This is a genomic window from Deinococcus yavapaiensis KR-236 (assembly GCF_003217515.1).
GTDB classification, from domain to species: Bacteria; Deinococcota; Deinococci; order Deinococcales; family Deinococcaceae; genus Deinococcus_A; species Deinococcus_A yavapaiensis.
On record NZ_QJSX01000008.1, the window covers coordinates 190,282 to 213,630 of the forward strand.

General features: G+C 60.6%; 20 protein-coding genes. 10 read left to right on the forward strand and 10 right to left on the reverse strand.

Features of this window, described 5'->3' with window-relative positions:
- Window positions 1–11 precede the first annotated feature (11 nt).
- The 3 genes from DES52_RS11810 to DES52_RS22560 all read right to left on the reverse strand — a co-directional run bounded on the left by DES52_RS11810 (window position 12) and on the right by DES52_RS22560 (window position 2,239).
- On the reverse strand, window positions 12–644 hold the full coding sequence (locus tag DES52_RS11810; RefSeq protein WP_110887012.1) for a hypothetical protein: 633 nt from the start codon (window positions 642–644) through the stop codon (window positions 12–14).
- 913 nt (window positions 645–1,557) lie between these two features.
- Window positions 1,558–1,839, reverse strand: coding sequence for a DUF4242 domain-containing protein (locus tag DES52_RS11815; RefSeq protein WP_110887013.1), 282 nt, complete (start codon window positions 1,837–1,839; stop codon window positions 1,558–1,560).
- A gap of 172 nt (window positions 1,840–2,011) precedes the next feature.
- Window positions 2,012–2,239, reverse strand: a complete 228-nt coding sequence (locus tag DES52_RS22560; RefSeq protein WP_146237269.1) for a hypothetical protein — start codon at window positions 2,237–2,239, stop codon at window positions 2,012–2,014.
- Window positions 2,240–2,624: 385 nt separating this feature from the next.
- Between DES52_RS22560 and DES52_RS11825 the strand changes: the two genes are divergently transcribed.
- The 5 genes from DES52_RS11825 to DES52_RS11845 are packed head-to-tail and all read left to right on the forward strand — an operon-like array spanning window position 2,625 to window position 7,197.
- Entirely contained in the window at window positions 2,625–3,371 is a 747-nt protein-coding gene (locus DES52_RS11825; RefSeq protein WP_110887015.1) for an ABC transporter ATP-binding protein, read from the forward strand.
- Window positions 3,368–4,069 carry an ABC transporter ATP-binding protein gene (locus DES52_RS11830; RefSeq protein ID WP_110887016.1) on the forward strand — a complete coding sequence of 234 codons (702 nt, stop codon included), beginning with the start codon at window positions 3,368–3,370 and terminating at the stop codon, window positions 4,067–4,069. The genes DES52_RS11825 and DES52_RS11830 overlap by 4 nt, the downstream gene beginning before the upstream one ends.
- Window positions 4,070–4,101: 32 nt before the next feature.
- Window positions 4,102–5,316 (forward strand): ABC transporter substrate-binding protein, encoded by a 1,215-nt coding sequence (locus tag DES52_RS11835; RefSeq protein ID WP_110887017.1) that lies wholly within the window; start codon window positions 4,102–4,104, stop codon window positions 5,314–5,316.
- Window positions 5,317–5,362: 46 nt separating this feature from the next.
- The gene (locus DES52_RS11840; RefSeq protein WP_110887018.1) at window positions 5,363–6,250 is read left to right on the forward strand and encodes a branched-chain amino acid ABC transporter permease; all 888 of its coding nucleotides are present in this window, start codon (window positions 5,363–5,365) and stop codon (window positions 6,248–6,250) included.
- Entirely contained in the window at window positions 6,247–7,197 is a 951-nt protein-coding gene (locus DES52_RS11845) for a branched-chain amino acid ABC transporter permease (protein WP_110887019.1), read from the forward strand. The genes DES52_RS11840 and DES52_RS11845 overlap by 4 nt, the downstream gene beginning before the upstream one ends.
- Before the next feature lie 56 nt (window positions 7,198–7,253).
- On the opposite strand, the gene DES52_RS11850 is transcribed toward DES52_RS11845, so the two are convergent.
- Window positions 7,254–8,618 (reverse strand): cytochrome P450, encoded by a 1,365-nt coding sequence (locus DES52_RS11850; protein ID WP_110887020.1) that lies wholly within the window; start codon window positions 8,616–8,618, stop codon window positions 7,254–7,256.
- 118 nt (window positions 8,619–8,736) lie between these two features.
- Between DES52_RS11850 and DES52_RS11855 the strand changes: the two genes are divergently transcribed.
- A complete protein-coding gene (locus DES52_RS11855) occupies window positions 8,737–9,783 on the forward strand; it encodes a Gfo/Idh/MocA family protein (protein WP_110887021.1) in 1,047 nt (348 codons plus the stop codon).
- A 751-nt stretch (window positions 9,784–10,534) separates the two neighbouring features.
- Window positions 10,535–10,810, forward strand: coding sequence for a hypothetical protein (locus DES52_RS11860; RefSeq protein ID WP_146237270.1), 276 nt, complete (start codon window positions 10,535–10,537; stop codon window positions 10,808–10,810).
- Window positions 10,811–10,983: 173 nt separating this feature from the next.
- On the opposite strand, the gene DES52_RS11865 is transcribed toward DES52_RS11860, so the two are convergent.
- The 3 genes from DES52_RS11865 to DES52_RS11875 form a co-directional block, all read right to left on the reverse strand.
- Window positions 10,984–12,789, reverse strand: a complete 1,806-nt coding sequence (locus DES52_RS11865; protein WP_110887023.1) for an ABC transporter ATP-binding protein — start codon at window positions 12,787–12,789, stop codon at window positions 10,984–10,986.
- On the reverse strand, window positions 12,786–14,132 hold the full coding sequence (locus DES52_RS11870) for a lasso peptide biosynthesis B2 protein (RefSeq protein WP_110887024.1): 1,347 nt from the start codon (window positions 14,130–14,132) through the stop codon (window positions 12,786–12,788). The genes DES52_RS11865 and DES52_RS11870 overlap by 4 nt, the downstream gene beginning before the upstream one ends.
- Window positions 14,133–14,238: 106 nt before the next feature.
- The gene (locus DES52_RS11875; protein ID WP_170131021.1) at window positions 14,239–14,973 is read right to left on the reverse strand and encodes a YdcF family protein; all 735 of its coding nucleotides are present in this window, start codon (window positions 14,971–14,973) and stop codon (window positions 14,239–14,241) included.
- 265 nt (window positions 14,974–15,238) lie between these two features.
- Between DES52_RS11875 and DES52_RS11880 the strand changes: the two genes are divergently transcribed.
- Entirely contained in the window at window positions 15,239–16,612 is a 1,374-nt protein-coding gene (locus tag DES52_RS11880; protein WP_170131022.1) for a UDP-glucose dehydrogenase family protein, read from the forward strand.
- Window positions 16,613–16,740: 128 nt separating this feature from the next.
- Entirely contained in the window at window positions 16,741–18,312 is a 1,572-nt protein-coding gene (locus DES52_RS22565; protein ID WP_146237271.1) for a hypothetical protein, read from the forward strand.
- 1,069 nt (window positions 18,313–19,381) lie between these two features.
- Here DES52_RS22565 and DES52_RS22570 read toward each other — a convergent pair.
- Window positions 19,382–20,731 (reverse strand): N,N-dimethylformamidase beta subunit family domain-containing protein, encoded by a 1,350-nt coding sequence (locus DES52_RS22570; RefSeq protein ID WP_170131023.1) that lies wholly within the window; start codon window positions 20,729–20,731, stop codon window positions 19,382–19,384.
- Window positions 20,732–21,057: 326 nt separating this feature from the next.
- Entirely contained in the window at window positions 21,058–21,555 is a 498-nt protein-coding gene (locus tag DES52_RS11890) for a transposase (RefSeq protein WP_110887028.1), read from the reverse strand.
- A gap of 138 nt (window positions 21,556–21,693) precedes the next feature.
- Here DES52_RS11890 and DES52_RS11895 point away from each other — a divergent pair, with 138 nt between their 5' ends.
- Entirely contained in the window at window positions 21,694–22,161 is a 468-nt protein-coding gene (locus DES52_RS11895; protein ID WP_110887029.1) for a helix-turn-helix domain-containing protein, read from the forward strand.
- A gap of 47 nt (window positions 22,162–22,208) precedes the next feature.
- Here DES52_RS11895 and DES52_RS23290 read toward each other — a convergent pair.
- A protein-coding gene (locus DES52_RS23290; protein WP_211317916.1) for an IS630 family transposase occupies window positions 22,209–23,217 on the reverse strand; the annotation gives its coding sequence in 2 pieces (ribosomal slippage) (window positions 22,209–22,748 and window positions 22,750–23,217; 1,008 coding nt in all).
- Window positions 23,218–23,349 lie beyond the last annotated feature (132 nt).

The window sequence follows — 23,349 nt, forward strand, 5'->3', positions numbered from 1 at the left end:
ACGCCTCCCCTCTACAGGGTGGTCCACGTCGGGCCGTTCGGGATGCCTTCGACCGTGTAGTTGTACGTGACGTTTCCGAGCGTGCTGCTGGAGCGAACGATCAAGGTATTCCAGCCTTTTTCGAAGGTGGCGTTCCAATTCATCGTGCGCGTTCCCGAACTGACTTGGCAGACGACGGTGCCGTTGATACTGCCGGGTTGGTCGGCGTACGTGTAAACGACGAGCGTGACGGGGGACGTATCCGTGGAGGCGGTGGTTCGGGCGAGGGAGTGGAAGTCCGTGCCGACGGTGAGGCTTGGCGTTTGCACTTGTGGCGCGGGAGCACTGGCGGTGATGTTGCGGGAGAGGGTGGGGTTGGTTCCGCAACTGCTGAAGGCTTGGCTGTCGAAGAGTTGGGTGGCGGTGGGCTTTGGAAGGGTAACGCTGAAGTCGCCGGTACCGGCGACGTTCGTTTGTGCGACGAGGGCACTTTCGTAGTAGGCCTTGAGAGTGTTTCCACTCGTCGGGTCGTAGTTGACGATACGGCCCGTGAGGGTGAGCGGAGCATCGCCGAGGTGGCCGTTGCCGGTCACGGGTGGGGTGGGAGCGTTCGAGCAGGCGGTGACGGCGAGGGTGAAGGCGGGGAGGGCGAGGCGTTTCTTCATGGTTCCTCCTTGTCGGGACGTGACGGCCATGGGGTGAGTTTCGCGGTCCTTATCAAGGTGGATTCGACCTCGGCGTGGTTCGTCACCAAGGCTCAGATCTCTGCGAGAGTCAAGCGGAAGAACGGCCTCGTCGTGTTCACCGGGTCGAGACGAGGCACGTCGAATGCCCGGCGCGTCTTGTCCAGGTCGAAGTGGTGAACCACCCGTAAGCCTTCGTGTGAGAGAGGGGTGGAGACGGGCCCGCTTGAGGAGCGCCGAGGATGAGGAAATCGCTTTAACTTCCCTTTAACTTCATCTTGTATCTAGGAAGAGGAGGAAGTACGCAATGGTCGGGTTTCAATTTGCCAGACGGCGGTCCACGTTCATCCCATCCTGGCGAGTGCGAACCTGGTTTACCCAGAGACGCTCGAAGAACACGCCTCATCCTCCGAGCGTGCTCGACCAGACAATCCAGCGCGGGAGCGCCCCGATGCCGACCATCGCGTACTGGCGCAGCTCGCACCACCCGCGACCCAGCCCACGCTTTTTCGGACAGGCAGCGTCCTTTGGAGCCGCCATGGAAGCGTGTGAAGCCGCCCACGGGCGCGTGCTCGAATGGCAGGAGGTCGACAGGGGGCATTACACGGCTCGTGCGACCGACTTCGTGTACACCGTGCGTTTCGAAGCGTAACGATCCACTTTGCCGCAGACGTTCCCACGCCACCTGCGGGCGCCTTGCAAAACCTCGCGTGAAAATGCGAGCGAACGTCGAGGTTGCCTCGAGCGCGTCATAAAGAGCGAAGGCCATTCCCCTTCGGGTGTCACGCCTCGGGGAATTGTCCTCACGCCAAGCTGGAAGCGACCACGGGAGCCGTGGTCGCGGTCGGCCGACAAACGTGTCGCTCGGAGCTCCAAGCTCACCGCGCGTCTTCTATCACTCCGCCGTGGTCGGGCTGATCGTGGCGCGGATTTGATGCACGTTGTCCGCTGGAAAGCCAGCAGTACGGGCATGCTCTCGAACCGCTTCCTCGTCCGGAGCGATGTACACACAGTGGATCGCGTTCTCGGTGACGTAACTTTCCACCCACTGGACGTTCTTCCCATCGCGTTGCATGTCGGCGAGCACTTTGTTGGATGTTTGGGCGGCCCCTCGCATGTCTTCACTCGAAAGGTTCCCGACGCCAGGCATTCTTCGCTCGATCAGGTACTTCGGCATGACCACCCTCCATTTGCTTTGTTCGCTTGAATTTATAGGACTCCTCAACAACGACGTTGTAAAGAACCCGATCTTTGTTTTCTCTTCACGTCGTTCCTGTTCGACACCCAGGCGCGACTGGGAGAACGCTTGTTCCCTAGAGGAAGCACGTGTCTTTGGCGTGACCGCGCGCTTACTCCGCCTCGGGGTCAGGGGTGCTCGACGAGTGTTCGTTCAGCAGTGTCTCGAAGTCCGTCCGGACGTCCCCGCCGATCTCGGCCCAGCCGATGACTTGGTAGCGCCCGTCATGAGCGACGTTGCGAAACGTGTCCTCGACATCCTGAGGAGCGCGCACTCGAAACCACATTTCCGATCCCGAGGTGATGTCCCGAGTGACGATGAACAGGGGGTAGGCAGGCATCGACGCGAAGTGTAGCGTCAACTCGTCACCCCGAAGTAACACCCGGCGAGCACTTGCGGGACGACGCTCCGCTGAAGTCGCCCGAGCCCACCGAATGACGAGGTAGGGCTTCACGAGCACCACACGCGGGACCTCGACCTGCCCCGCGCCGCCCTCAAGGCAACGGCGTTCGGGGAAGGGGAGGCGGGAAGGTGGTGAAACCTTCGAGACGGATGTCGAACGTCACCCGTCATCCGAGGCGCCGCGCTGAAGCCGAGGGAGAGTTCCGTGGCGTTCGACCGGGCCGCCGACGGCGGTGTTACACGAGTGTAACGACCCTCCAATATGCTTCGACAAATAACAAATTGATTCGAGGAGGCGCTATGTCAAGACGCGGGACGACACCATGATCGCATTGTCTGCTCGTGGACTCTACAAGGACTTTCGGGGATTTCGTGCCACGAACGACGTGAGCCTCGACGTTGAGGAAGGCGAAATTCACGCGATTATCGGCCCCAACGGGGCGGGCAAGACGACGTTGTTCAACTTGCTGTCCGGCTATCTCAAACCCACGCGCGGTGAAGTACGCCTCTACGACGAGTTGATTTCGCACTTGTCGCCCGAGGAGATCGTGCGGCGCGGCTTGTCGCGCTCGTTTCAGATTTCGAGCGTCTTCTCGTCGCTGAGCGTTCTCGATAACGTCGTGGTCGCGTTGCAGTCGCGCAGCGGGCTTCCGGCGCAATTCTGGCGGCCCGAGCGCGTCATGCGGCAGTTCGAGCCTCGAGCGCTCGAACTGCTGGAACAAGTGCACCTCACGGGGCTCGCCGGTCGCCTCGCGGCGGACTTGTCGCACGGCGAGAAGCGCCAATTGGAAATCGCGTTGTCCCTCACGCAAGAACCGCGGGTGTTGCTGCTCGACGAGCCGACGTCCGGAATGGGCTCGGAAGGCGTGGCGCGCGTCATTCGTCTCGTGCGGGAAGTCGCTCGGGGACGCACGGTGGTCCTCGTGGAGCACAACATGAGCGTCGTCGCGGAACTCGCGCACCGCATCACCGTGCTGCAGTACGGCAGCGTCCTCGCGAGCGGCGCCTACGAGGACGTGCGGCGCGACCCGCGCGTGATCGAGGCCTACCTCGGCGAGGAGGTCGCGTGAGCGAGCCGTTGCTGAACGTGCAGGGCCTCAACGCCTTTTATGGGCAGGGACACGTGCTGCACGACGTGAACCTCACCGTGAAGTCCGGCGAGATCGTGAGCCTCGTGGGCCGCAACGGAGCGGGGAAGACGACGACCCTCAAGAGCATCATGGGCGTATTGCGCTCGCGAACGGGCCGCGTCACCTTCCAAGGCAAGGACCTCACGCGCCTCCCGTCTCACCGCGTGGCGCGCGTGGGCCTCGCATGGGTGCCCGAGGAACGCGGCATCCTTTCGACGTTGAGCGTGCGCGAGAACTTGGAGTTGCCGCCGAAGCGACCGGGCGGTTGGAGCCTCGACAAGATCTACGAGCACTTCCCGGTGTTGCGCGAACGTGGTCGGCACCCGGGCAGCAAGCTGTCGGGCGGCGAGCAGCAGATGCTGGCGATCGCGCGCGTGCTGAGCAGCGCGCCGAAGTTGCTGCTGCTCGACGAGCCGTCCGAAGGGCTCGCGCCCGTGATCGTGCAGCGCATCGGGGAGATGCTTCAAACGCTGCGCGACGAGGGCATGAGCATCATCTTGGTAGAGCAGAACCTTCGGTTCGCCGCGCGACTCGCCGATCGTCACTACGTGATGGTGAACGGCGCGGTCGTCGAAGAAGTCGCGCGGGCCGACATGGCCGCGCGAGAAGCGGACCTCTTGCGCTATCTGAGCGTTTGACGTTTCGAACGTCTAAATCAAAGGAGCACATCATGAAGAACAAAGTCTTGATCCTGACGGCCATCCTCTCCAGTGTCGCTAGCGTCGCGGGCGCGCAGAAGCTCAGCGACAACGTGATTCGCGTGGGCGTCCTGACAGATCTTTCGGGCGTGTACTCCGAACTCGCCGGACAGGGATCGGTGAAGGCCGCGCAGATGGCCGCCGACGACTTCATGCGCGCCAACCGCAGCTACGCCGGGAAGGTTCAAGTCATCGGCGTAGATCACCAGAACAAGGCGGACGTCGCGAGCAACAAGACAGCCGAGATGATCGACCGTCAGAACGTCGACGTCATCATGGACCTTCCGACGTCTTCGGCGGCGCTCGCGTCGGTGGAAGTCGCGCGGCAGAAGAAAGTCGTCGCGATGGTCGTGACGGGCGGCACGACGGCCCTCACGAACCAAAGCTGCAACCGCTACACCTTCCACTACGCGTACGACAACTACATGCTCGCCAACGGCACGGGCACCGCCGTGACGAAACGTGGCGGCAACAGCTGGTACATCATCTACCCGAACTACGCGTTCGGGCAGGACCTCAACCGGCAGATGACGGCGGCCGTGCAGGAAGCGGGCGGCAAGCTCGCCGCGCCGAGCGACGCCACACCCTTCCCGAACACCGACTTCTCCACGTACCTCCTCAAGGCGCAAAGCCTCAAGCCCAAGGTCTTCGGAACGATGCAGGCGGGCGCGGACCTCGTGAACGTCGTCAAGCAGTACAACGAGTTCGGTCTGCGTCAGCAAGGCATCGGGCTCGGCATCGGCTTGCTGTTCGAGACGGACGTGGCGGCGCTCGGGCAAAACGCGTTCGCGGGCGCGCTCGCGACGGTGCCGTGGTTCTGGAACCTCGACGACCGTTCGCGCACCTGGGCTGCCAAGTTCGAGAAGACCTTCGGCAAGAAGCCGACGTGGGCGCAAGCGGGCGTGTACAGCGCGACGTACCAGTACCTCAGCGCCGTGGCGCGCGCGAAGACGGACAACAGCGACGCGGTCGTCAAAGCCTTGGAAAACTACCGCTTCAGCGACTTCTTCGCGCGCAGCGCGTACGTCCGTCCGCAAGACCACCGCGTCATCCTGGACGTGTACACCGTGCAGGTGAAGAGCAGCGCGGAAAGCAAGGAGCCGGGCGATCTGTTCAAGATCGTGGCGCGCATCCCGGCGAGCCGGGCGTTCCTGCCGCTCAGCGAGTCCAAGTGCGAGATGAAGTGACGCCGTTCGCCGTGACGGCGGGCGGGCGTGGTGAGGGGAAGCGCGCGTGAACACGCAACTCATGTTCATTCAAGTGTTCAACGGCCTCGTGAACGGCGCGTTCTTCGCGCTTCTGTCGCTGGGGCTCGCCGTGATCTTCGGGCTTTTGCGCATCGTGAACTTCGCGCACGGCGCGCTGTACATGCTGGGCGCGTTCGTGGCGTTCGCGCTCGGGCAGGCGCTCGGCTTGGGCTTCTGGCCCGCGCTGATTCTCGCGCCTCTCCTCGTCGGGGCGCTCGGCGTTGCCCTCGAACGCGGCTTGCTGCGCCGCCTGTACGGCCTCGATCCGAGCTACAACTTGCTGCTCACGTTCGGCTTGACGCTCTTGGTGCAAGACGTCATCAAGCAGGTGATGCTGTCGCGGTACGCCGTGTCGAGCGCGCCGTACACCATTCCGCAGGAGCTCGTCGGCGCGACGAACCTCGGCTTCGTGTTCTTCCCGACGTACCGTCTGTTCGTGATCGTGTTCGCCCTCGTCGTGTGCCTCGCGACGTGGTTCGTGATCGAGCGGACACGCGTCGGCGCGGTGATTCGCGCGGCGACCGAGAACCCGACGGTGACGCAAGCCTTCGGAATTGACGTGAGCCGCTGGGTGACGATCGTGTTCGGCCTCGGCGTGGCGCTCGCCGCGCTCGCCGGGGTGCTGGCCGCGCCGATCTACAGCGTCGAGCCCTACATGGGCTCCGAGCTCATCATCGTGACGTTCGCGGTCGTGGTGATCGGCGGCATGGGCAGCATCCTCGGCTCGGTCGTGACGGGCTTCGCCGTCGGCGTGCTCGTCGCGCTCGGCTCGGCCCTCTACCCACCGATCGCGAATACCCTCGTGTTCGTGTTGATGGCGCTCGTGTTGCTGCTTCGTCCGAACGGACTGTTCGGCTTGCCGGAGGCGAAGTGACGGCCTTGCCCCTCACGCGCGGACGCGGCCGGACCGGGTGGGCGCTCACCTTGATCGTCTGCGCAGCGGTCCTGCTCGTCTTGCCGCACGTCATCTACCCCGTGCTCGCGCTCGACATCCTCGCGTTCGGGTTGTTCGCCGTGGCGTTCGACTTGTTGTTCGGCTTCAGCGGCTTGCTGTCGTTCGGACACGCCGCCTTTTGGGGAGTGAGCGCGTACGCGACGGCGTACCTGCTCGGGCACGGGCAGTCCGTGCCGGTCGCGCTTCTCGGCGGGTTGCTCGCGGCGGTCCTTATCGCGTGGCCGATCGGCTTTCTGTCCGTTCGGTCCATCGGCATCTACTTCTCGATGATCACCTTGGCGTTCGCGCAGATGCTGTCGTTCCTGGCGCTGCAGTGGACGGACGTCACGGGCGGCGAGAACGGCTTGCAAGGCCTTGCCCGGCCGAACCTGCTGGGACTCGACTTCTCGAACGGCTTCCACCGCTACTACTTCGCGCTCGCCGTGTTCGCCGTGGGCTTTTTCGCCGCGTACCGCACGGTACGCTCGCCGTTCGGCAAGACGCTCGTCGCCGTGCGCGACAACGAGACGCGGGCGCGCAGCGTCGGGTACTCGCCGACGCGATTCAAGCTCACGGCCTTCGTGATCTCGGCGGCCCTGTCGGGACTGGCGGGCGCGCTCTTCGTCTTCGGGCACGGCGTGGTCAGCCTGGAGGTCGTGAGTTGGCGCACGTCGGGCGAGGTCGTCATGATGACCTTGCTCGGCGGAACGGGCACGCTGTTCGGTCCGGTCGTCGGCGCGGCGGTCGTGCTGTTGCTGCGCGACGTCCTCTCGACGGCGAATCTGCCCGTTGGCATCGTGACGGGCCTCGTGTTCGTGCTGACGGTGCTGTTCTTCCGGCGAGGCGTCGTGGGCACGCTGCTGGGATGGTTGGCGCGGCGCGGCTGACGATCGGCGGTCACGGAAAAGCCTCGCGGAAGCAGTTGGCCGCGAGGCTTTTCTTTTCACCGCTTCGTGACGATCATCGGAAGTCCGTTTTTGGCGCGCAGGGTGATGGTTTGTTCCAACTCCATCCGAAAGCCCTCGGCGGGCTGGAAGTCGAAGCGGCTGGCCAGGGTGGCGAGCAACAGGGCGCCTTCCATGACGGCGAGGTTCGTGCCGATGCACTTTCTCGCGCCCGCGCCGAACGGCAGGTACGCGAAGCGGTGCGCCGGAAGCCGTCCGGTCAGGAAACGGTCGGGATCGAAGGTCTCGGCGTTTGGCCAGAAGGCAGGGTGACGGTGGATGTTGAAGGTGGACACGAAGACGTTCGTCTCGGCGGGGACGCGCCACCCGCCAAGCTCCGTGTCGTGCGCGGCGCGCCTCGGGCTCGTGACGGGCGCGGCGGGGTAAAGGCGCAGCGTCTCGTCGAGGACGGCGCGCGTGAACGGCAGGTTCGGAAGGTCTGCGACCGTGGGAAGGCGTCCCGCGAGGACGCGGTCGAGTTCCTCTCGCAGGCGTGCGACGACGTCCGGATGCTGCGAAAGGACCCAGCAGGCGAACGTGAGGGTATTCGCCGTCGTTTCGTGGCCCGCTCCGAAGATCGTGAGGACCTCGTCTCGAAGTTGTTCGTCCGTCATGCCTTCACCGGTGTCCTCGTCGCGCGCTTCGAGCAGCATGTCGAGCAGGTCACCTTTGGTTTCGCCGCTCGCTCGGCGTTCGTCGACGAGACGCCGCACGATCGCGTCGATCACGCCTTTTTGCCGCGTGAACGCCTTGTTGGCGGGCGTCGGCCAAGACATCGGGGGTGAGAAGGGCGCTTGGATGCGCGCTTGCACGAAGCGCGTTCCGGCCGCGACGGCGGGGCCGACCTTGCCCGCCTCGCCGAGCAGGTCGGCGCTGAACATCGTCTGCGTGATGATGTCGAGGGTGACGCTCGTCATCTCCACGTCGATGTCCACCGTTCGTCCGGCTTGCGCGCCGAGGCGGTCTACGAGTCGCGCGGCCGCCGCTTCCATCTTGTGGGCCATCGTGGCGAGCCGAGCTTTGTGGAACATCGGCTGCATCATGCGACGCTGCGAAAGCCACGAAGCGTGATCGTGGTTCGTGACGAGGCCGTTTCCGAGCAGAAGCCCGAGGCCGAACCGCACGTCGCGCTTGGGAAAGGTGGCGGCGCCGTCGACGAGAACGTGCTGCGCGAAGTCTGGGTGCGAGACGATCAGCAGGGTGCGGCCCGCGATCTCGAAGCGAACGAGGTCGCCGTACTGACGCCATCCGCTCGTCGTGGCGTGCAAGAAGCCTTGCCGAAACGCGTGGGCGCTTCCGAGCGGCCACGTGCCTTTCGGGCCGGGCGCGAGGGGAAGCGGTCGGGGCGGAAGGGACGTGGTCAAGAAAGCCTCCTTTCGGAATTATGCGCTCCCTCGCGTCGCCGCGGCATGAAGACGCGAACGCCAAGGTTTGGAACCACTTCCTGTCCGTTCGGGTGACGGTTCCGTATTACAGTGGCTCATGGACACGTTGAACGTGGGAATCCTCGGGGCCGGGTTCATCGCGGGCGTCGTCACGCCTGCCATCAACGCTTCTCGAAACGCTCGGGTGACCGCCGTGGCCGCAAGGGACGCGGCGCGCGCCGCCGAGTTCGCGTCGCGGCATGAACTCGCGCGGCACCACGAGAGCTACGACGCCCTCTTGAACGATCCCCACGTCGACGCCGTGTACGTCACGCTTCCTCCTGCCTTGCACGCGCCTTGGACATTGCGCGCCCTCGCGGCGGGCAAGCACGTCTTGTGCGAAAAGCCGTTCGCGCATGACGCGAAGGACGCGCGAGCCATGAATCTCGCCGCGCGCGAGGCGGGATTGGTGTTGATGGAAGCGGCGATGTACCGCTTTCACCCTCAGTTCGAGCGCACCCAGGAACTGCTGAGCGAAGGCGTCGTGGGAGACGTTCGGGTCGTACGCGGCTCGTTCTTCGTGGATCTCGCCGCCTTCGCGCCGACCGACAACTTTCGCTGGCAAGGTGATATGGGCGGAGGGGCGCTCCTCGACCTCGGCTACTACCCGGTGAGCGCCGCTCGTACCCTGTTGGGCCGCGAACCGATCGAAGTGCTAGGCGTGGCGTCCTCGACGGCGAACGGAGTCGACGAGGCGTTCCATGGCGCCTTGAACTTCGGGGAGTCGACGTGGTCGAGCGTCGATGCCGCCTTCGCCCCGCCGTTTTGGCAGGGCCTCGAAGTGGTGGGCACGAAGGGGGTGCTGTCCTTGCCGCGGCCCTTTTTGCCGTTCGAAGACGAGTTCCTGACGATCTTCGTGAACGGCGAGGCGCAGTCCGTTCGCTCGGCGAATCATTACCAACGCATGGTGGAACACTTCGCGGACGTCATCTTGCGTGGTGTGCCGCTGCGGTACGGACCTGAAGAGGCGGTCGCTCAAATGGCTGTTTTGGACGCCCTCGGACGTTCGGCGCGGCAAGGAAGTCGCGTGTCGCTCGGCGAAGGTCACGAGGCACGTTCGAACTCGGTCGCGCGGGAAGCGACGTTGCAGGAGCCTGAAGCGTAGAGGGGGACACGACGGGAAGTCTTGCGTCCGCTCGATGTCCTGACCACGTGGCGCGCTCCACGGGAAGGCGAGGCCGCGATCCTCGTGTGAGGCTGCCGAGCTCCGACGACGGCGTTTCACGAGTTGCAAAGCCCACGTGCTGACGGATGGCCGCTGGAAGGGGAACTTGCTCGGATTCATCTGTCGGGCTTTTCCGTGAATCGCGTGATGGGTGACGTGGCGGGCTCTGGGACCGGTAGCCTTCGCGGCATGATCAAAGCGATGGCCGGGGCGTCAGGGTGAAGACCGTGGAAGCAAAGATGTGCCCTGCCAAGACCGAGAAGGTCACGCCGGCATTTTGAACAGGCCTGAAGGCCGAGGGCGGGCCGTATCCGTTCGTGGAGGTGCGCTGACTTCGTGGCGGAATGCGCGGACGTCTGCCCTGTTGTCTAGGGAGCACGAACGAGGGAATGCAGTCGGGAAACGGTGACCGGGAAGAGGAGATCGTCGTTGTAAATTCGCGTGTACGATAGACTCATCGGAACGTGGAGAGCCGCCACGTCGCGAATTGCACGCTCTAGTTCATAAGCGCCGACTCGAAGACTTGGTCGTCATCACGACTCGGCAGTATGATGCCACGCGTCAGAAGATGGTGACTTGCGCACCATTTGGCGAGTCTTCCTCTTGCTTACATTCTTGATTTATTTCTCAGGAACCCTTAAGCTAACGGAAGAGATTCGGTCCGCCGTTTAGCGGTATAAGGAGAACTGTCGTGATCACCACCGTCACCACCGTCACCACCACTACGACCGTCACGACTGCCACTGCCATGAAGGCTGCGACAGCTATGACCGTGTACGACGAGAATCAAACGATGATTCTCGGCGTGGTCACGTTGGTCACCTTGCTCGCCTTGCTCGTGACGAAGGAAATAGCGAGTGCCGTTCCAGGAGAGCGCGCGGCACTGCTCACGAAGTCCACGAACCTCAGCATTTTGCCCTTGGCGATGGCATTCATCGCTATTGCCGTCTACAAGCTCTTCTTTTAAAGGACGCAGTCGACGAGTGAAGGCGCTCCACCGTGGAGCGCCTTCACTCGTCGAGTTGCTTCATGAAGTGGCAGCGAGAACCCCTCACTGCAGTTCTTTCAGCGAGAGCTTCGGACGAGCGACGTCGACGTCGCCAAGACGATGTCGCTCATCCAAAGTCTCACGTCGTCAGATCACGGAGCGTTGGGCGTGTAACGCGAGGCTTGCAATTCGTACAGACGCGCGTACTCACCTCGGCGCGCCATGAGTTCGGCGTGGGTGCCTTGCTCGACGAGCTGACCTCGCTGAAGCACCAGGATTCGATCCACACTTCGAATGCTCGCCAAGCGGTGCGTGACGATCACGACGATCTTGCCGTCGGAAAGCTCTTCGACGCGCTCGAAAAGATCCGCTTCCGCCCTCGCGTCGAGCGCCGACGTAGGTTCGTCGAACAGAACGACGTCCGCTTCACGCATGAACGCCCGCGCGACGCCGAGCTTCTGCCATTGACCGCCTGAAAAATCCATTCCTCCGAACGACACGCCCAGCAAGGTGGCATATCCGGACGGCAAGCCCTCCACGTCCTCGTGGAGCCGAGCTCGACGCGCCGCATTCGACACGCGGGCCTCGTCCGTACGATGCTGCACGTCGCCAAGCCCGATGTTTTCGCTCACCGACAAGTGATACCGACCGAAGTCTTGCAAGACGGCGGCGATACGCGACCTCCACGCCTCGACGTCGATGTCCGCGAGTGGCCGCCCGTTCACTCGAATCGTGCCCGAACTGGGGTCCATGAAGCGGCACAGCAACTTCAAAAGAGTCGTCTTGCCGGCCCCGTTTTCACCGACGATGGCAACGCGTTCTCCGTGCCGCAAGGTGAACGTCAAGTCGAACACCCCGCCCTGACCTTCCGGGTAATGGTACGAGACGCGCTCGAACTCTAAGCCGTCTCTCCAAGGCGAGGGCGGCACGGGCAAGTTCGCCTGACCGAGCAAGGTGGCAGGCTGATCGAGGAATCCGAACAGCTCTTGGAAGAAGTGCAAGTGACCGCGCAGCACACCCAGCGATCCGGCCACGCCTCCCACGTACACCAACAGCGACACCAGCACTTGTAACGCCAAAACCAACACGCCGATTCCCAATTCGCCCGAAAGGGCGCGCGACGTGACCCACGCGAAGGTGATGCCGTTCACGGCCACGAAGGCACACGCGGCGAGCAAGGGCATGATCAGTAAGCGCCGACGCTGACGCAAGGCGTCAGCGTGTGAACGCTCGAAGGCTTCCACGTAACGCTGCTCGAAGAATTCCGCCAGACCGTACAAGCGAATTTCCTTCGCGTGCGCCTCGCTGACAGCCAAACCGCTGAAGTACCGCATCGAACGATTCGAACCGGACCGTTCCAGCTGCATTTGCCACGAGGCGCGTTGTAGGCGGGCGTTCGCCTGGCCGAGCGGCACGGCGCCCAACACCAGCAAAAGGGGAGCCCACCAAACGATCCATCCCAGCAAGCCCAGCAGTCCGACGGTCGTCAAGGCGCTCGGCAGCAGATTCGAGAGCGCGGCGAGCAATCCCATGGGCCGCTGTCCCGCTTGACGAGACAGGAGTTGCAGACGGTCATGAAACGCCGGGTCCTCGAAAAGACGCAAATCGACCACGCGGTTGGCGTGCCGCATCAACATCAACTCCACGTGCGCCGTGAATCGCTCGTTCAAGCTCGCTTGCAGCAACAGGCTTTGCACGTGCAGCACTTGAGTCGCCAAGACGGCGACGCCCAACACCAGCAGGATTCGAACGGTGTCCGCCGCGTGACCGTGCGAAATCGCGTCTACCAGCCCTTTGATGAGCCACAAGCTCAACGGCGCCATGCCGCCACGCACGATCAAGATCAGCACGAACGAGACGGCGAGGCGAGGCTGCGCGGACCACAAGGTGAGCGCCGTTCGGCGAACGAGTCTGCCGATCGGCGCCCACCGAGCTTCCCAAAACACCCTGACCGTCATGGTGAAGCGTGTTCGATGTTGACGGTGTAGCGCCTTCGGACGAACTCGGCGTCGAAGTAGCGAAGAGGCTTGCCGTCCAACTCGATCCAGGCGTGACCGACGACCGCGCCGCCGACGCGACGAACGCCGCTCACGAAGACTGGTCGATAGCCGTAGCGGCGCAACGCCACGTAAAGCGTCAAAGAGCGCGGCAAGCAGACGTCCTCGCGTTTCCCGTACAACCACATCGTCCACTTCACTCCGCGCGCCACACGCTGCACGTCTATCGTCGGCGACGAACCGAAGGGGAGCTCGTCGAGTTTCTCGAACAAAGCGTGAACGTTACTCTCGGGACGCAGCATGGCGCGCACGGCGAGGTAATGCGGAAGCTCCCGCGTCATGTCGGCGAGGTACAGCGGAAACTTCGTCAAGACGAGCGTCGACAAGTCCCAAGCCCGCACCATTCGCCAGTCCAACTCGACGTCACCTCGTTCTTCTCGAATGCTGGCGTCGAATGCGGCTCGCTCAGGCGCCGTCAGCCGCTCGAGGCGAACGTGTCGGCGCCAAGGATCGAGGATCTTCAGGACTTGCAGCAAGGTGCGCCGAGCGCCGAATTGCTCGGCCCGCGCCGTCACCGCCTCGAGCGTCACGCCGTGACGTTCGATCAGTTGCTGCATGTCCGTGTAGTCTTGCGGCTTGAACACCCACCGCTCGCTCGGATCGCAATACCAGGCGCGTCCCAAGACGAGCGGCACCAGCACGGCGTCGACAGGCGAGAGCAGGTGGACGTCCATTCCTTCCCAAGTCACGCGTCGCGCGGCTTGCCAAGACAAGCGTTGCACGCGGCGTTGCCGTGATTGACCGAGCAACGTCCGTTGCGTGGGGTGTCGCTGAACTTCCACGTGCGCCACGCCGCTCGGGGACACCAAGCGAAGCACCTCGTGGTCGAACCACGCTCCGGGCGGACGGCGCCAGTCCACTCGCCACCCCAAGCGCCGCGCGAGCCGCTCCGCGACTGCCGTGTTCTCGTCGTGAATCACGATGTCGATGTCGCCGTAGTGCCTGGCACCGGAAGCGGCGTACTCGAACTCGGCGAGCGCGAAACCTTTGATGAGGAGCACGTCGATGCTGGCGTCCCGCCAAGCGCGGAGCAGCGGAATCAACTCGGCCTTCGTCACTTCATGACGTGCCGCCGCCAGGCGGTAGGCGAACCGAAGCTGCGAGCGATCCGGTGTGTCGGGCGACGCGTGAACGAACGCGTACCCGACGAGCTTGGTCACCTCGAGCAACGTTCGGGACGGCAAGGTCGACGACGTGCCCAGCAGAAAGTGTTCGAGCGAAGCGAGGGACATCGAAGCGTTCACGACCTCCGCTCATCATAGCAAGCAAAGAAGACGAAAGAACCGAAGCGCTTCTCGTCGTCCTAGGCGGCGGCCCCCGGGGTGACGGCCGGAAACGCCGAAAGCGACTTCAACGCAAGTGCCCCAACGCGTACTCCCGAAGCGTCGCGATCCCTTCGTGGAACACGACGCCGAGCGCTCCCAAGCGATCGGCGGGTGTGGGTAGGGCCGGATCGAACGATCGGTCGGGCGTCGGCACCGCGATCACCTCCGGCACGCCCGCCGCTTCGAAGAGCCGCTTCGCGCGCCACTCGTGCCAGGCCGACGTGACGAGCAGCACTCGGCGCCATTGGCGCGCGCGAACGAGTGCGGCGGCGGCGCGGCTTTCGTCGAAGGTGTCGCGAACGCCGGGCAATTCGAGCATCACGGGGAAGCGCTCGGGATACAGGCGCCGCGCTTGTGCTTTCGCGGTTTGCGCCATCGTCGGACAATTCGCGCCGAACAACTCGGGTGCTTGCGCGGACACGACCACGTTGGGCGCGTATCCCGCCGCCCACAATTCCAAGCCTCGGATCAGCCTCTCCTGCCCGACGGTGTTGAGGAGCTCGCGTTCGCACTGAAGGCTCGATCCGAGCACGACGATGGCGTCCGCCGACTCGGGAAGCTGAACCACCGACATCGCGCGCAAGGCAGGCGTCAACACGGGTGTGAGCACCACGAGGGCGCCGACGAGGTACACCACGACGAAGGACGTCAGCAACATTCGCCGCAGAGCTCGCCGAACGGCGCACACCGCGCACACGAGAATCGCCAAGAGGTCGACTCGGTCGGTCAAGCCGACGTTCAGCAAAAGGCCTGGCAGCACGATAAGGGCAACTCCCAACGCGGCCCCCAGCGTCAACGATCGAAGCACGTTCGTCGCGGATGGATCAGGACGTCGGGCAGAGGATTGCAGAAGCGGCATTCCGTCCAGTTTGCCACTTCTGCCGTCAACTCCTTCGGGCACTCAGCAAAATAATGAGTTCAGTCTGTATGTTGGTTAAAGGAAACGCTTGCGACTCGGTATCGTGAAGAAGCAAGAGAAACGGCCCTCTTCCCACTCGTCTTTCAGCAGCAAACGGGGTTATATCGTGAACGTCACCATCATCGGATCAGGCTATGTCGGTCTCACCACAGCGGTGGCTTTGGCCCTCATCGGGCATCGCACGCGCGTCTACGACATCGACAACGCCAAGATCGAAGGTCTGCGCGTCGGACGCGCCCCTTTCTACGAGCCGGGCCTCGAGGAAGCATTGCAAGCCGCTCAAGCCAACTTGCAATTCGAGTACGAACCCTCGCGAGCCTTCGAAAACGCCGATGTGGTCATGATCGCCGTGGGTACCCCTCCCACGCCCGCGGGTGGAGCGAACCTCGGGTACCTCTACACAGCGCTGCGCGACCTTACCGAGCACAACACCAACCACGACGTTCTCGTTGTCACCAAGTCCACGGTGCCGGTCGGTACCGGCTCGAACGTCTCGGCGTTCTACGAGCAGGCCACCGGACGCACCCCCTTGATCGCGAGCGCGCCGGAATTTCTCCGTCAAGGTCGCGCCCTCGCGGACACCCTGTATCCGGAGCGGCTCGTCTTCGGCACCCGTGATCCTCGCGCGCTGACTCTGCTGCGCGAACTGTACGAGCCGATCATTTCCCAGACGTTCGAGCCGCCCGCTTACCTGCCGCAGCCTCAGCAACGTTCGACCGTTCCCGCGATCGAATGCTCGATCGAAAGCGCCGAGCTCGCCAAGTACGCCGCGAACGCCTTCCTCGCCACCAAGATCTCCTTCGCCAACGAAATCGCCAACGTCTGCGACCTCGTCGGGGGAGACGTGCAAGACGTCATGGCCGTTCTCGGCCTCGACTCACGCATCGGCGCGCAATTCCTGCAGGCAGGACTCGGGTACGGAGGCAGCTGCTTTCCGAAGGACACCCGCGCGCTCGCACAACTCTCCAACCGAGAAGGCTACAGCTTCAAGTTGCTGAGCGCGACCATCGAAGTGAACAACGATCAACGCTTCCGCGTCATCGACAAGCTCGAACGGCACTTCGGAACCCTGCAAGGCAAGGACATCACGGTGCTCGGACTCACCTTCAAGGCAGGCACCGACGACTTGCGTGACGCTCCCAGCTTGGACATCATCGCCGAACTCGTGTCGAGAGGTGCGCGCGTGACCGCGCACGATCCCGTCGCCCTCGACGCGGCCGGGAAAATGCTTCCCGCCCATGTCCGTCTGTGCTCCGAGGCCCAAGAAGCCTTGAAAGGAGCGGACGCCGCACTGCTCGTCACCGAGTGGCCCGAGTACCGCGCGCTCGACTGGCGGGCGGCCCAGCGCTCCATGCGCCATAACGTGATCATCGACGGCCGTAACGCTCTGGATCACCACCTCCTGGCCGAGATTGGCTTCGTGTACGAAGGTGTGGGACGTGTGGGACGCCGGGCGCTTCCAGCTCCGACCTTCGTCTAATTCATCTCGAGCTCGTAACTCTTTTACAGAGAGCGACTTGCTCCCACCTTGTGGGAGCAAGTCGCTCTCTGTTGGAGATGAACGCTTGGCATTTCCACGCTCGGCCGCACAGATGCACAATGGCGAGTGTGATCACGCTCGTTCGTAGACTCTTATCCCTGCTTGTGAGTCGACGTGCGGGCGCCGCTGTGCTCGGCTCACTTCTCCTTGGCTGCTCGCCTCCGTACTCCGAGAGCGACATCCTTTCTCAAGTTCTAACGCAGAGCCGCACCGAGGGGCCGCTCTTGAGCCGCTACCACTACAACCTGGAGGTCGCCGGGGCCATCCAGACGACTTATTCGTTCATGATGTACCGTCCGCGTCAAGTTTTGACGGGCATCGAGGTCGATGTCACGAAGCCCGTCGGCGAACGCGCCACGATCCTGGAGCCCGGCAAGTACAAACGATGGGACCTCCTCGTTCTGCGTAACCACCCACAAATCGCCATACTGAGTTCGCTAGATTTCCTGGAATTCACCTTGAATCGACCCGCTCGCGTCGCCGTCGCCTTACGGGGCGCTACAACTCCTTCCTGGCTGCGAGGCTGGACGGAAAGCTCGCCCGTTACGCTGACTCAAAATGGGCGCGTCGTGGTGACACGAACATTTGAGAAGTCGTTTCCGGCGGGAACTGTAACCCTGGGAGCGCTTGGCGCGCCCAGAAATCGAGTTGACGACATGTACTTCGTGATGCTCGCCGAAGAGCAAGGTTCACCATCAACGGAGCCTGGCGTGCCCGTGGGTTTGGAGAAGCCCAAACCGAATCTTCCTTGCCCAGCATGGGTTCACGATCAATACACGACCGTCGGGCCGGATGGAAAAACCTATCCGACTTGGCATCCGCAAATCGATCCCCGCTATTGGTGCTTGTTCGGCCACGAGCACGGCTCGGATCCATCGCTGGCCGGGCTGGCCTATCGCCCCGCGTTCGGTTACACGTCCAAACGTCACGATATGGTCGAAGCCCATCCTGGCTTCAAAGTTTATACCGTTCCCTCTGGAAACGACTTCTGGGTGATCACGCAGCATTTTGGTACGGGTGGACACGCGAGAGTATGCGAGTCGTTCCATACGATCGACGTGGCCTTTGTACAAAAAGGAGTGTTGCAGGCAGATCTACACTTTATGGGAGATTTCGGGGCCGCAAAAGTTGTAAGTAGAGAATTCGATCAGATTGTCACAGGCTGTAGTCAACCTTCTCGCTCTGACTCTGTCGGAGCTCGACACCTCCTTCTATTTCCGAATATCGGGTACGAGCCGTGGAGAGCGGACTTGTCCAAACTGCGTCTCGGTTTCAGTTCTCCGTCGATCACCTTCGATACCGGCGATCCTCAGACGGCGTGCTTGGACGTTGATTGCTCGCAGTTGAAGCGATTGGAGAATGCGTGGGGCGCTCAGCACCGGGTGAGTATCAATACAATCTCGCTTCGCTCGCAGGAGAGCATTCGGGGGACGTTTTACACCGACCCGCTCGGACGTGAAGTGGTTTCATCAAATAGTACAATGGCGACAAAGCAGTACATCGCCGCAAATATAAATGTGGGCATGGAAATCAATGAGACTTGCTATACCTTAGATCCTTGGCGCGGCCAAATGCAGTGTGACTCTCCTTTGAGAGACACCGATATGAATCTTGAAGGATCCCTGGGAGATTCAAACTAAGCGCCTGCTGTAGAAGTGAATAAAGCGTTGAGTTACCGAGATAGTGCCAACAGTGCGGACGACGGAAGTGGGCAGAGCTTGAGGGTAGTACAGGGCCAAGAAGGCCAACGACCGCAAGCGTCACGCTTGGTCTCGTGCGGCACGTCAAAGTGCACACGGCCAATTTGTAAGACCGGGCTGAGGCGAAGCTGCTGTTCGCGCATCCCGAAATGCTCTGTTCAGCCTTTCCGCTAATGCACCTTGATGGTCCATGGAACCAACTCGACCGACAAGCCCAGACGCACCGCTAAGGACGACGGAGCGGTGCCGTAGGCTGCGGAAGCGCTGGTCTTCGAGGTGATGATCCGCTTGATGTTACGAAGTTTGGCGAAGTTATGACCCAAAGGGAACTGGAAGCGCGCCGCTTGGCGGCGGTGCCCTTGTCGTAATTGCACTCGTGGTCGACTCACACGCTGGCAGCGTAGTTGGGCGTGTGCCAGAGCACAGTCGAACGCGTGGCAGCAAAAGCTGCGGGGGCGGGTTTACGTGCGTGGACGGCCGAGGCGGTTGTCGCGCGAACAGGAAGCTCAGGTGTGCCTGTGGTTGCGGATGGGTACAAGCACCTTCGGGTTTCCGAGTGACACTTGGCAGAGGGCGTAGGTGCAAACGTTGAACGCGAGGAGTTTGGTGTTATGTACCACCGAGACCACGTGTTTCCGCTGCTGCGTCGCTTGGGTTTCGTTCGCTAACATTAAAAAATACTAAGCGTGAATTGACTCGACGCTCTCATCTAAGTTTTTCTCGTTTACACCGCTTTTCAAAGGCACTTTAAGAAGTTCAGCAGGACGTTTCTCGCATGGACGATGGCGAAAACGCCATAGGCCAAAACAGCGATACAGCGTGCGTCAAGAACGAACGCCCCTTTCAGCGCGGCGTTTAAGGTATTGTGTGGGATTCAGTTCCGGGCGTTCTTCACCGTAGAAAGCACTTTCTTTGCTGAGACGACTTTTCACACCTTCTCCTCGTTGTGATGAGTAGGCAGCCTGTCACCTCATCTTCGATTATTTCTAAAGTAGGGGCTCTATAAAAACTACTTAAATATGCTGTCAAATACGGAATTGGATTTTAGAAATTGGATTATATTAAGTGTAAGCTTCGAAAAAGTAAGATTAGATGTTTTGCCATTCACTAATTGACTGCCCCAATAGTTTGTGGCAGCATTGAACACAATACCAGAATTAATATTTCTTTGCATAGCAAGAATAATAGTGTAAGTATCTTTTCCACCCCATAGTGTTTTATTGTATCCAAATGAGGCAATTCTGTAAAACTTTAATATATCGTTGTTTATTATGGGTGATCCATCCACAGAAGTGCCAGACACCACGGTTCCGTCAAACTCCGGCAAGCCGTTGTAGTCTTTCCCAGTCATTGATTTTGTACCAACATCAAATGGTATTAGATCTCCATCCTTTATATCGATTCCATTGTAGAACGCCGATTTGGTTGCCAAGGCCTTATAGCCCCCGAAGCTTTTCTTGCTGTCAACCATTCCGCCGCGCTGATACTCGGCTCCTACCGACAAAATCGTCGGTAGCCCCAAGGCCCCAGAAACCCAATATAAATTTGTTTTGTTCAACGGATTAGCTTCAGGATCAGTTAGGGTCTTGTAGCATATCAAAGTATTATCCTTGCCATATCTCACAGGCCACCACATATTATTACCAGAAAATACTGCAGCATTTCCGCCAGCGCTAACAAATTTATCAAAGTTGATTCTAGCCTGTCTGCTCCAGTACTCACTATGACCAGCTATTACTAAAAGCTTTGCTGACCGAATTCTTTCATATTCGTCTAAGTCAGAATCGGCAATATAAGATACAGATCCAATTTCAGTTTCATGAATCTTCATCCATTTTAAAAACGGATAAATTAAAGAACTTTTAAAATCAAGGGGCCGCATAAAGGATACAACACCAGCCGATATATTATCTCCACAAATACGATCATATAAACTATTTCCTCCAGAGCAAGAGTAGGCGTTTATTGTATTTGTATCGACGACAACCACTACGTCTTTAGCCGCGATTGACCTAACTATGAATGGAACTTGATCATTCCAAAAATAGACTCCTGAGGCAAGAGAATTTGGAATACTATAACTATAGCTCACTTTATAACCGTAGCCATTTACAGCTGGCGCGTTTTTTGAAGCATATTGTGGGCCAAGTTTTGCCTTGACGCTTCGGATGCTCGACCCATCAACGCTTGTTATATGTACGAATCCAGAAAATGGAACTCGGGCATTTATCATTACATTTTGCACGTCTCCAGCTTGAACGGAAAGCTTGTCTACGTATCCGTCGACAATATCAGCCTCTTGTGCCACTCCTGTGCTGAGCACTAACGCCGTCGCCAAGCTCAACCGTACATTTAACATTCCTTAATATAAGCTCTCAAGCATGATGTTGATAAGAATTACGTTGAGGATAATCGTATAGATGTCTATACCTTATTATAAAACTGATACAGAAGGTTATCGTAGAAGCAACGTAGACACGTACACTTCTCCGTTGACTGTAATAGGAGGCTATTCGCAGGATCTGCTCTACAAACGTCACCTGGATGGCGTTCGATTGCGTTCAGGACACACTTTTCTCGTCGGTAATTCGAGCGAGCATCAAGCGAACCATCGCCGCGTACCTGAGCCCCTCACCGGTTTCCGGCAAGCGCTCGTAGTCCTTCGCCAGGCGAAGGTACGCTCCACTACACCGTCTCGAAATGTCTCGGAATGACTCTGAAGTTACAAAAGCCTCGGAAGGTCTTGATTTGCTCGAGCGTCAATTCCTGCCCTTCCGGCAACCGATATGTGCGGATATTCGCATTGAGGCGCGGCGCCACCTCGACGGTACAGCGCAACGTCTGTTTGACCCACTCGACCCACGTCCCTTTGTACCCACCATCGACGAACAGATGTGACAAGGGAGCGAACAGTGGCCTGGCAAGCGGGAGTAGGAGCTCACCGTCGAGTCGGTCCGTGACCTTCGCCGCCAAGATCTTGACTTTCACGAGCAGACCTTGCATGTCAACCAGCATGTGGCGCTTGTGGCCCTTGATCTTTTTGCCTCCGTCATAGCCCTTCACACAGCCCTGCTCAGTGGTTTTCACGGTTTGGCGATCGACAACCCCCGCTGAAGGCTGTGCAAGCCGACCTGCCACTACCCGAACCCGCTCACGAAGATGCGCGTTCAATGCTTCCCACAAGCCTCAAATGCGCCAGATATGGAAGTAATGAAAGACGGTTTGCCAAAGTGGTAGCAGTCAGAGAGGTATCGTTAGGGGCGTGTCAGGAAGGGTTTGTCGCCCTCATCGGATGTGAAGTGCGTGGTCGTACCGTAAGGCATGAAGTACGAGGTGCACCTCACAAGTGAGGAACGCGCCCACCTGACGGCGATCCTCAAATCCGGTGTCGCGCCCACTCGCAAGATCACCCATGCCCGGATTCTCCTCAAAGCCGACCAGAAGACCCGAGGCCTCGACGACCAGCACATCGCCGAGCAACTCGAAATCAGCGCCCGTACCGTCGCTCGCGTGCGACGCCGCGACGTCCTCGACGGCTTCGAAGCGGCGCTCGACCACCTACGCCCTCAGCGACTCAAACCGAAGAAACTCGACGAGCGTAGCGAAGCGCATTTGATTGCTTTGTCGTGCAGCACCGTGCCGGACGACCTCGGGCACAAGACTTGGACGCTTCGTCTGCTTGCTGATCGAATGGTCGAACTCGGGTATGTCGAGTCGATTTCGCACGAAACGGTGCGCGTCTATCTCAAAAAAACGTCCTCCAGCCCCATAAGCACGAACAATTCGTGATTCCACCCGAGCAGAATGGCGCGTTCGTCGCGGCGATGGAGGATGTGCTATTGATTGCGGCATTGATTTGCGTGAATAAGACGGGCAGGCAGGTCGATATACCGAACGCGTTGCCATGCCACCACCAACTTCGCCTTTAACTCCGTCAACGACCGCGCGCAGAAGTTCCCCAACACGTGGCGCTTCACGTACGCCCACACTCGCTCGATTGGATTCAGTTCCGGCGCGTACGGCGGCAAAAACACCAAGGACAAGCGTTCGTGTCCTTGTACAAAGCGCTGCACCTGCTTCGCTCGGTGAATGCCCGCATTATCCAGCACCACGATCACCTCACCCGTCACGTGCCACAACACGTGCGTCAAGAAGCGCACGACGTCCGCACTTCGGATCGCGCCCTGTTTGGTGTTTTGAAAGAACCGCCCCGACGACGTGATCGCCCCAATGGTCGAGAGTTTGAGCCAATTCGCCGGCAGTTCCACCACGGGTGTCACGCCCCGCATCCCCCACGTTCGACGTCGCACGCCCTTCATGGCGAAGCCGACCTCATCGAGGTAGACCAGCGTCGCGCCGTCAGCGACCTTTTTTTTCCAACTCGGGGCGCACCTGCTCAACCCACGTCACGATGCGGTGGTCGTTGCGCTCCCAGGCCCGCCCGTCGGGCTTTTGTGGCGTGAAGCCGAGCGCACGCAAGAGTTTACGAACATGATCGCGGTGGTACCACACGCCGAGGTGCTGACCGATCACGTCGCGGACGCGAGGTGTCGTCCACGTGGCGTCGGGAAAGCCGTGCGAGAGCGCGCCTTGTCGAAGGCGGGTTCGCACTTGGTCGCGCTGCTCGTCGGTTAAGCGTGGGGTGCGGCCGGGAGTGACGGTGGCGTTGAGGGTGCCGTGTTTCTTGTGGCGTTCGACCCACGTGGAGACGGTCTTGACGGAAACGCCAAAGTAGTCGGCGATGTCTTGGTGGGTGTGCGTTCCGGCTTGCAGATGGTGGAGGGCGGCGAGGCGGCGTTCTTCGAGTTGCGCGCGGGTGTACCGTTTGGGCTGCCAGCCGGTCATACCGCAGCTTATACCTTCAAAGCTAAGCCGCAATCAATAAAGTGCGTTTGATAAGCCTCAGGACGTACTTTTGACCAGTCGGCGCACCATCAGTCGAATCATGACCTCGTACACGAGATTCTCCGCCGTCTC

Excerpts from the sequence above, each read along its gene's own strand:
- DES52_RS11835 (WP_110887017.1), top strand. The coding sequence starts at position 4,102 with ATGAAGAACAAAGTCTTGATCCTGACGGCCATCCTCTCCAGTGTCGCT.
- DES52_RS11895 (WP_110887029.1), top strand. The coding sequence starts at position 21,694 with ATGAAGTACGAGGTGCACCTCACAAGTGAGGAACGCGCCCACCTGACG.
- DES52_RS11825 (WP_110887015.1), top strand. The coding sequence starts at position 2,625 with ATGATCGCATTGTCTGCTCGTGGACTCTACAAGGACTTTCGGGGATTT.
- DES52_RS11810 (WP_110887012.1), bottom strand. The coding sequence starts at position 644 with ATGAAGAAACGCCTCGCCCTCCCCGCCTTCACCCTCGCCGTCACCGCC.
- DES52_RS11865 (WP_110887023.1), bottom strand. The coding sequence starts at position 12,789 with ATGACGGTCAGGGTGTTTTGGGAAGCTCGGTGGGCGCCGATCGGCAGA.
- DES52_RS11855 (WP_110887021.1), top strand. The coding sequence starts at position 8,737 with ATGGACACGTTGAACGTGGGAATCCTCGGGGCCGGGTTCATCGCGGGC.
- DES52_RS11815 (WP_110887013.1), bottom strand. The coding sequence starts at position 1,839 with ATGCCGAAGTACCTGATCGAGCGAAGAATGCCTGGCGTCGGGAACCTT.
- DES52_RS22560 (WP_146237269.1), bottom strand. The coding sequence starts at position 2,239 with ATGCCTGCCTACCCCCTGTTCATCGTCACTCGGGACATCACCTCGGGA.
- DES52_RS22570 (WP_170131023.1), bottom strand. The coding sequence starts at position 20,731 with ATGTTAAATGTACGGTTGAGCTTGGCGACGGCGTTAGTGCTCAGCACA.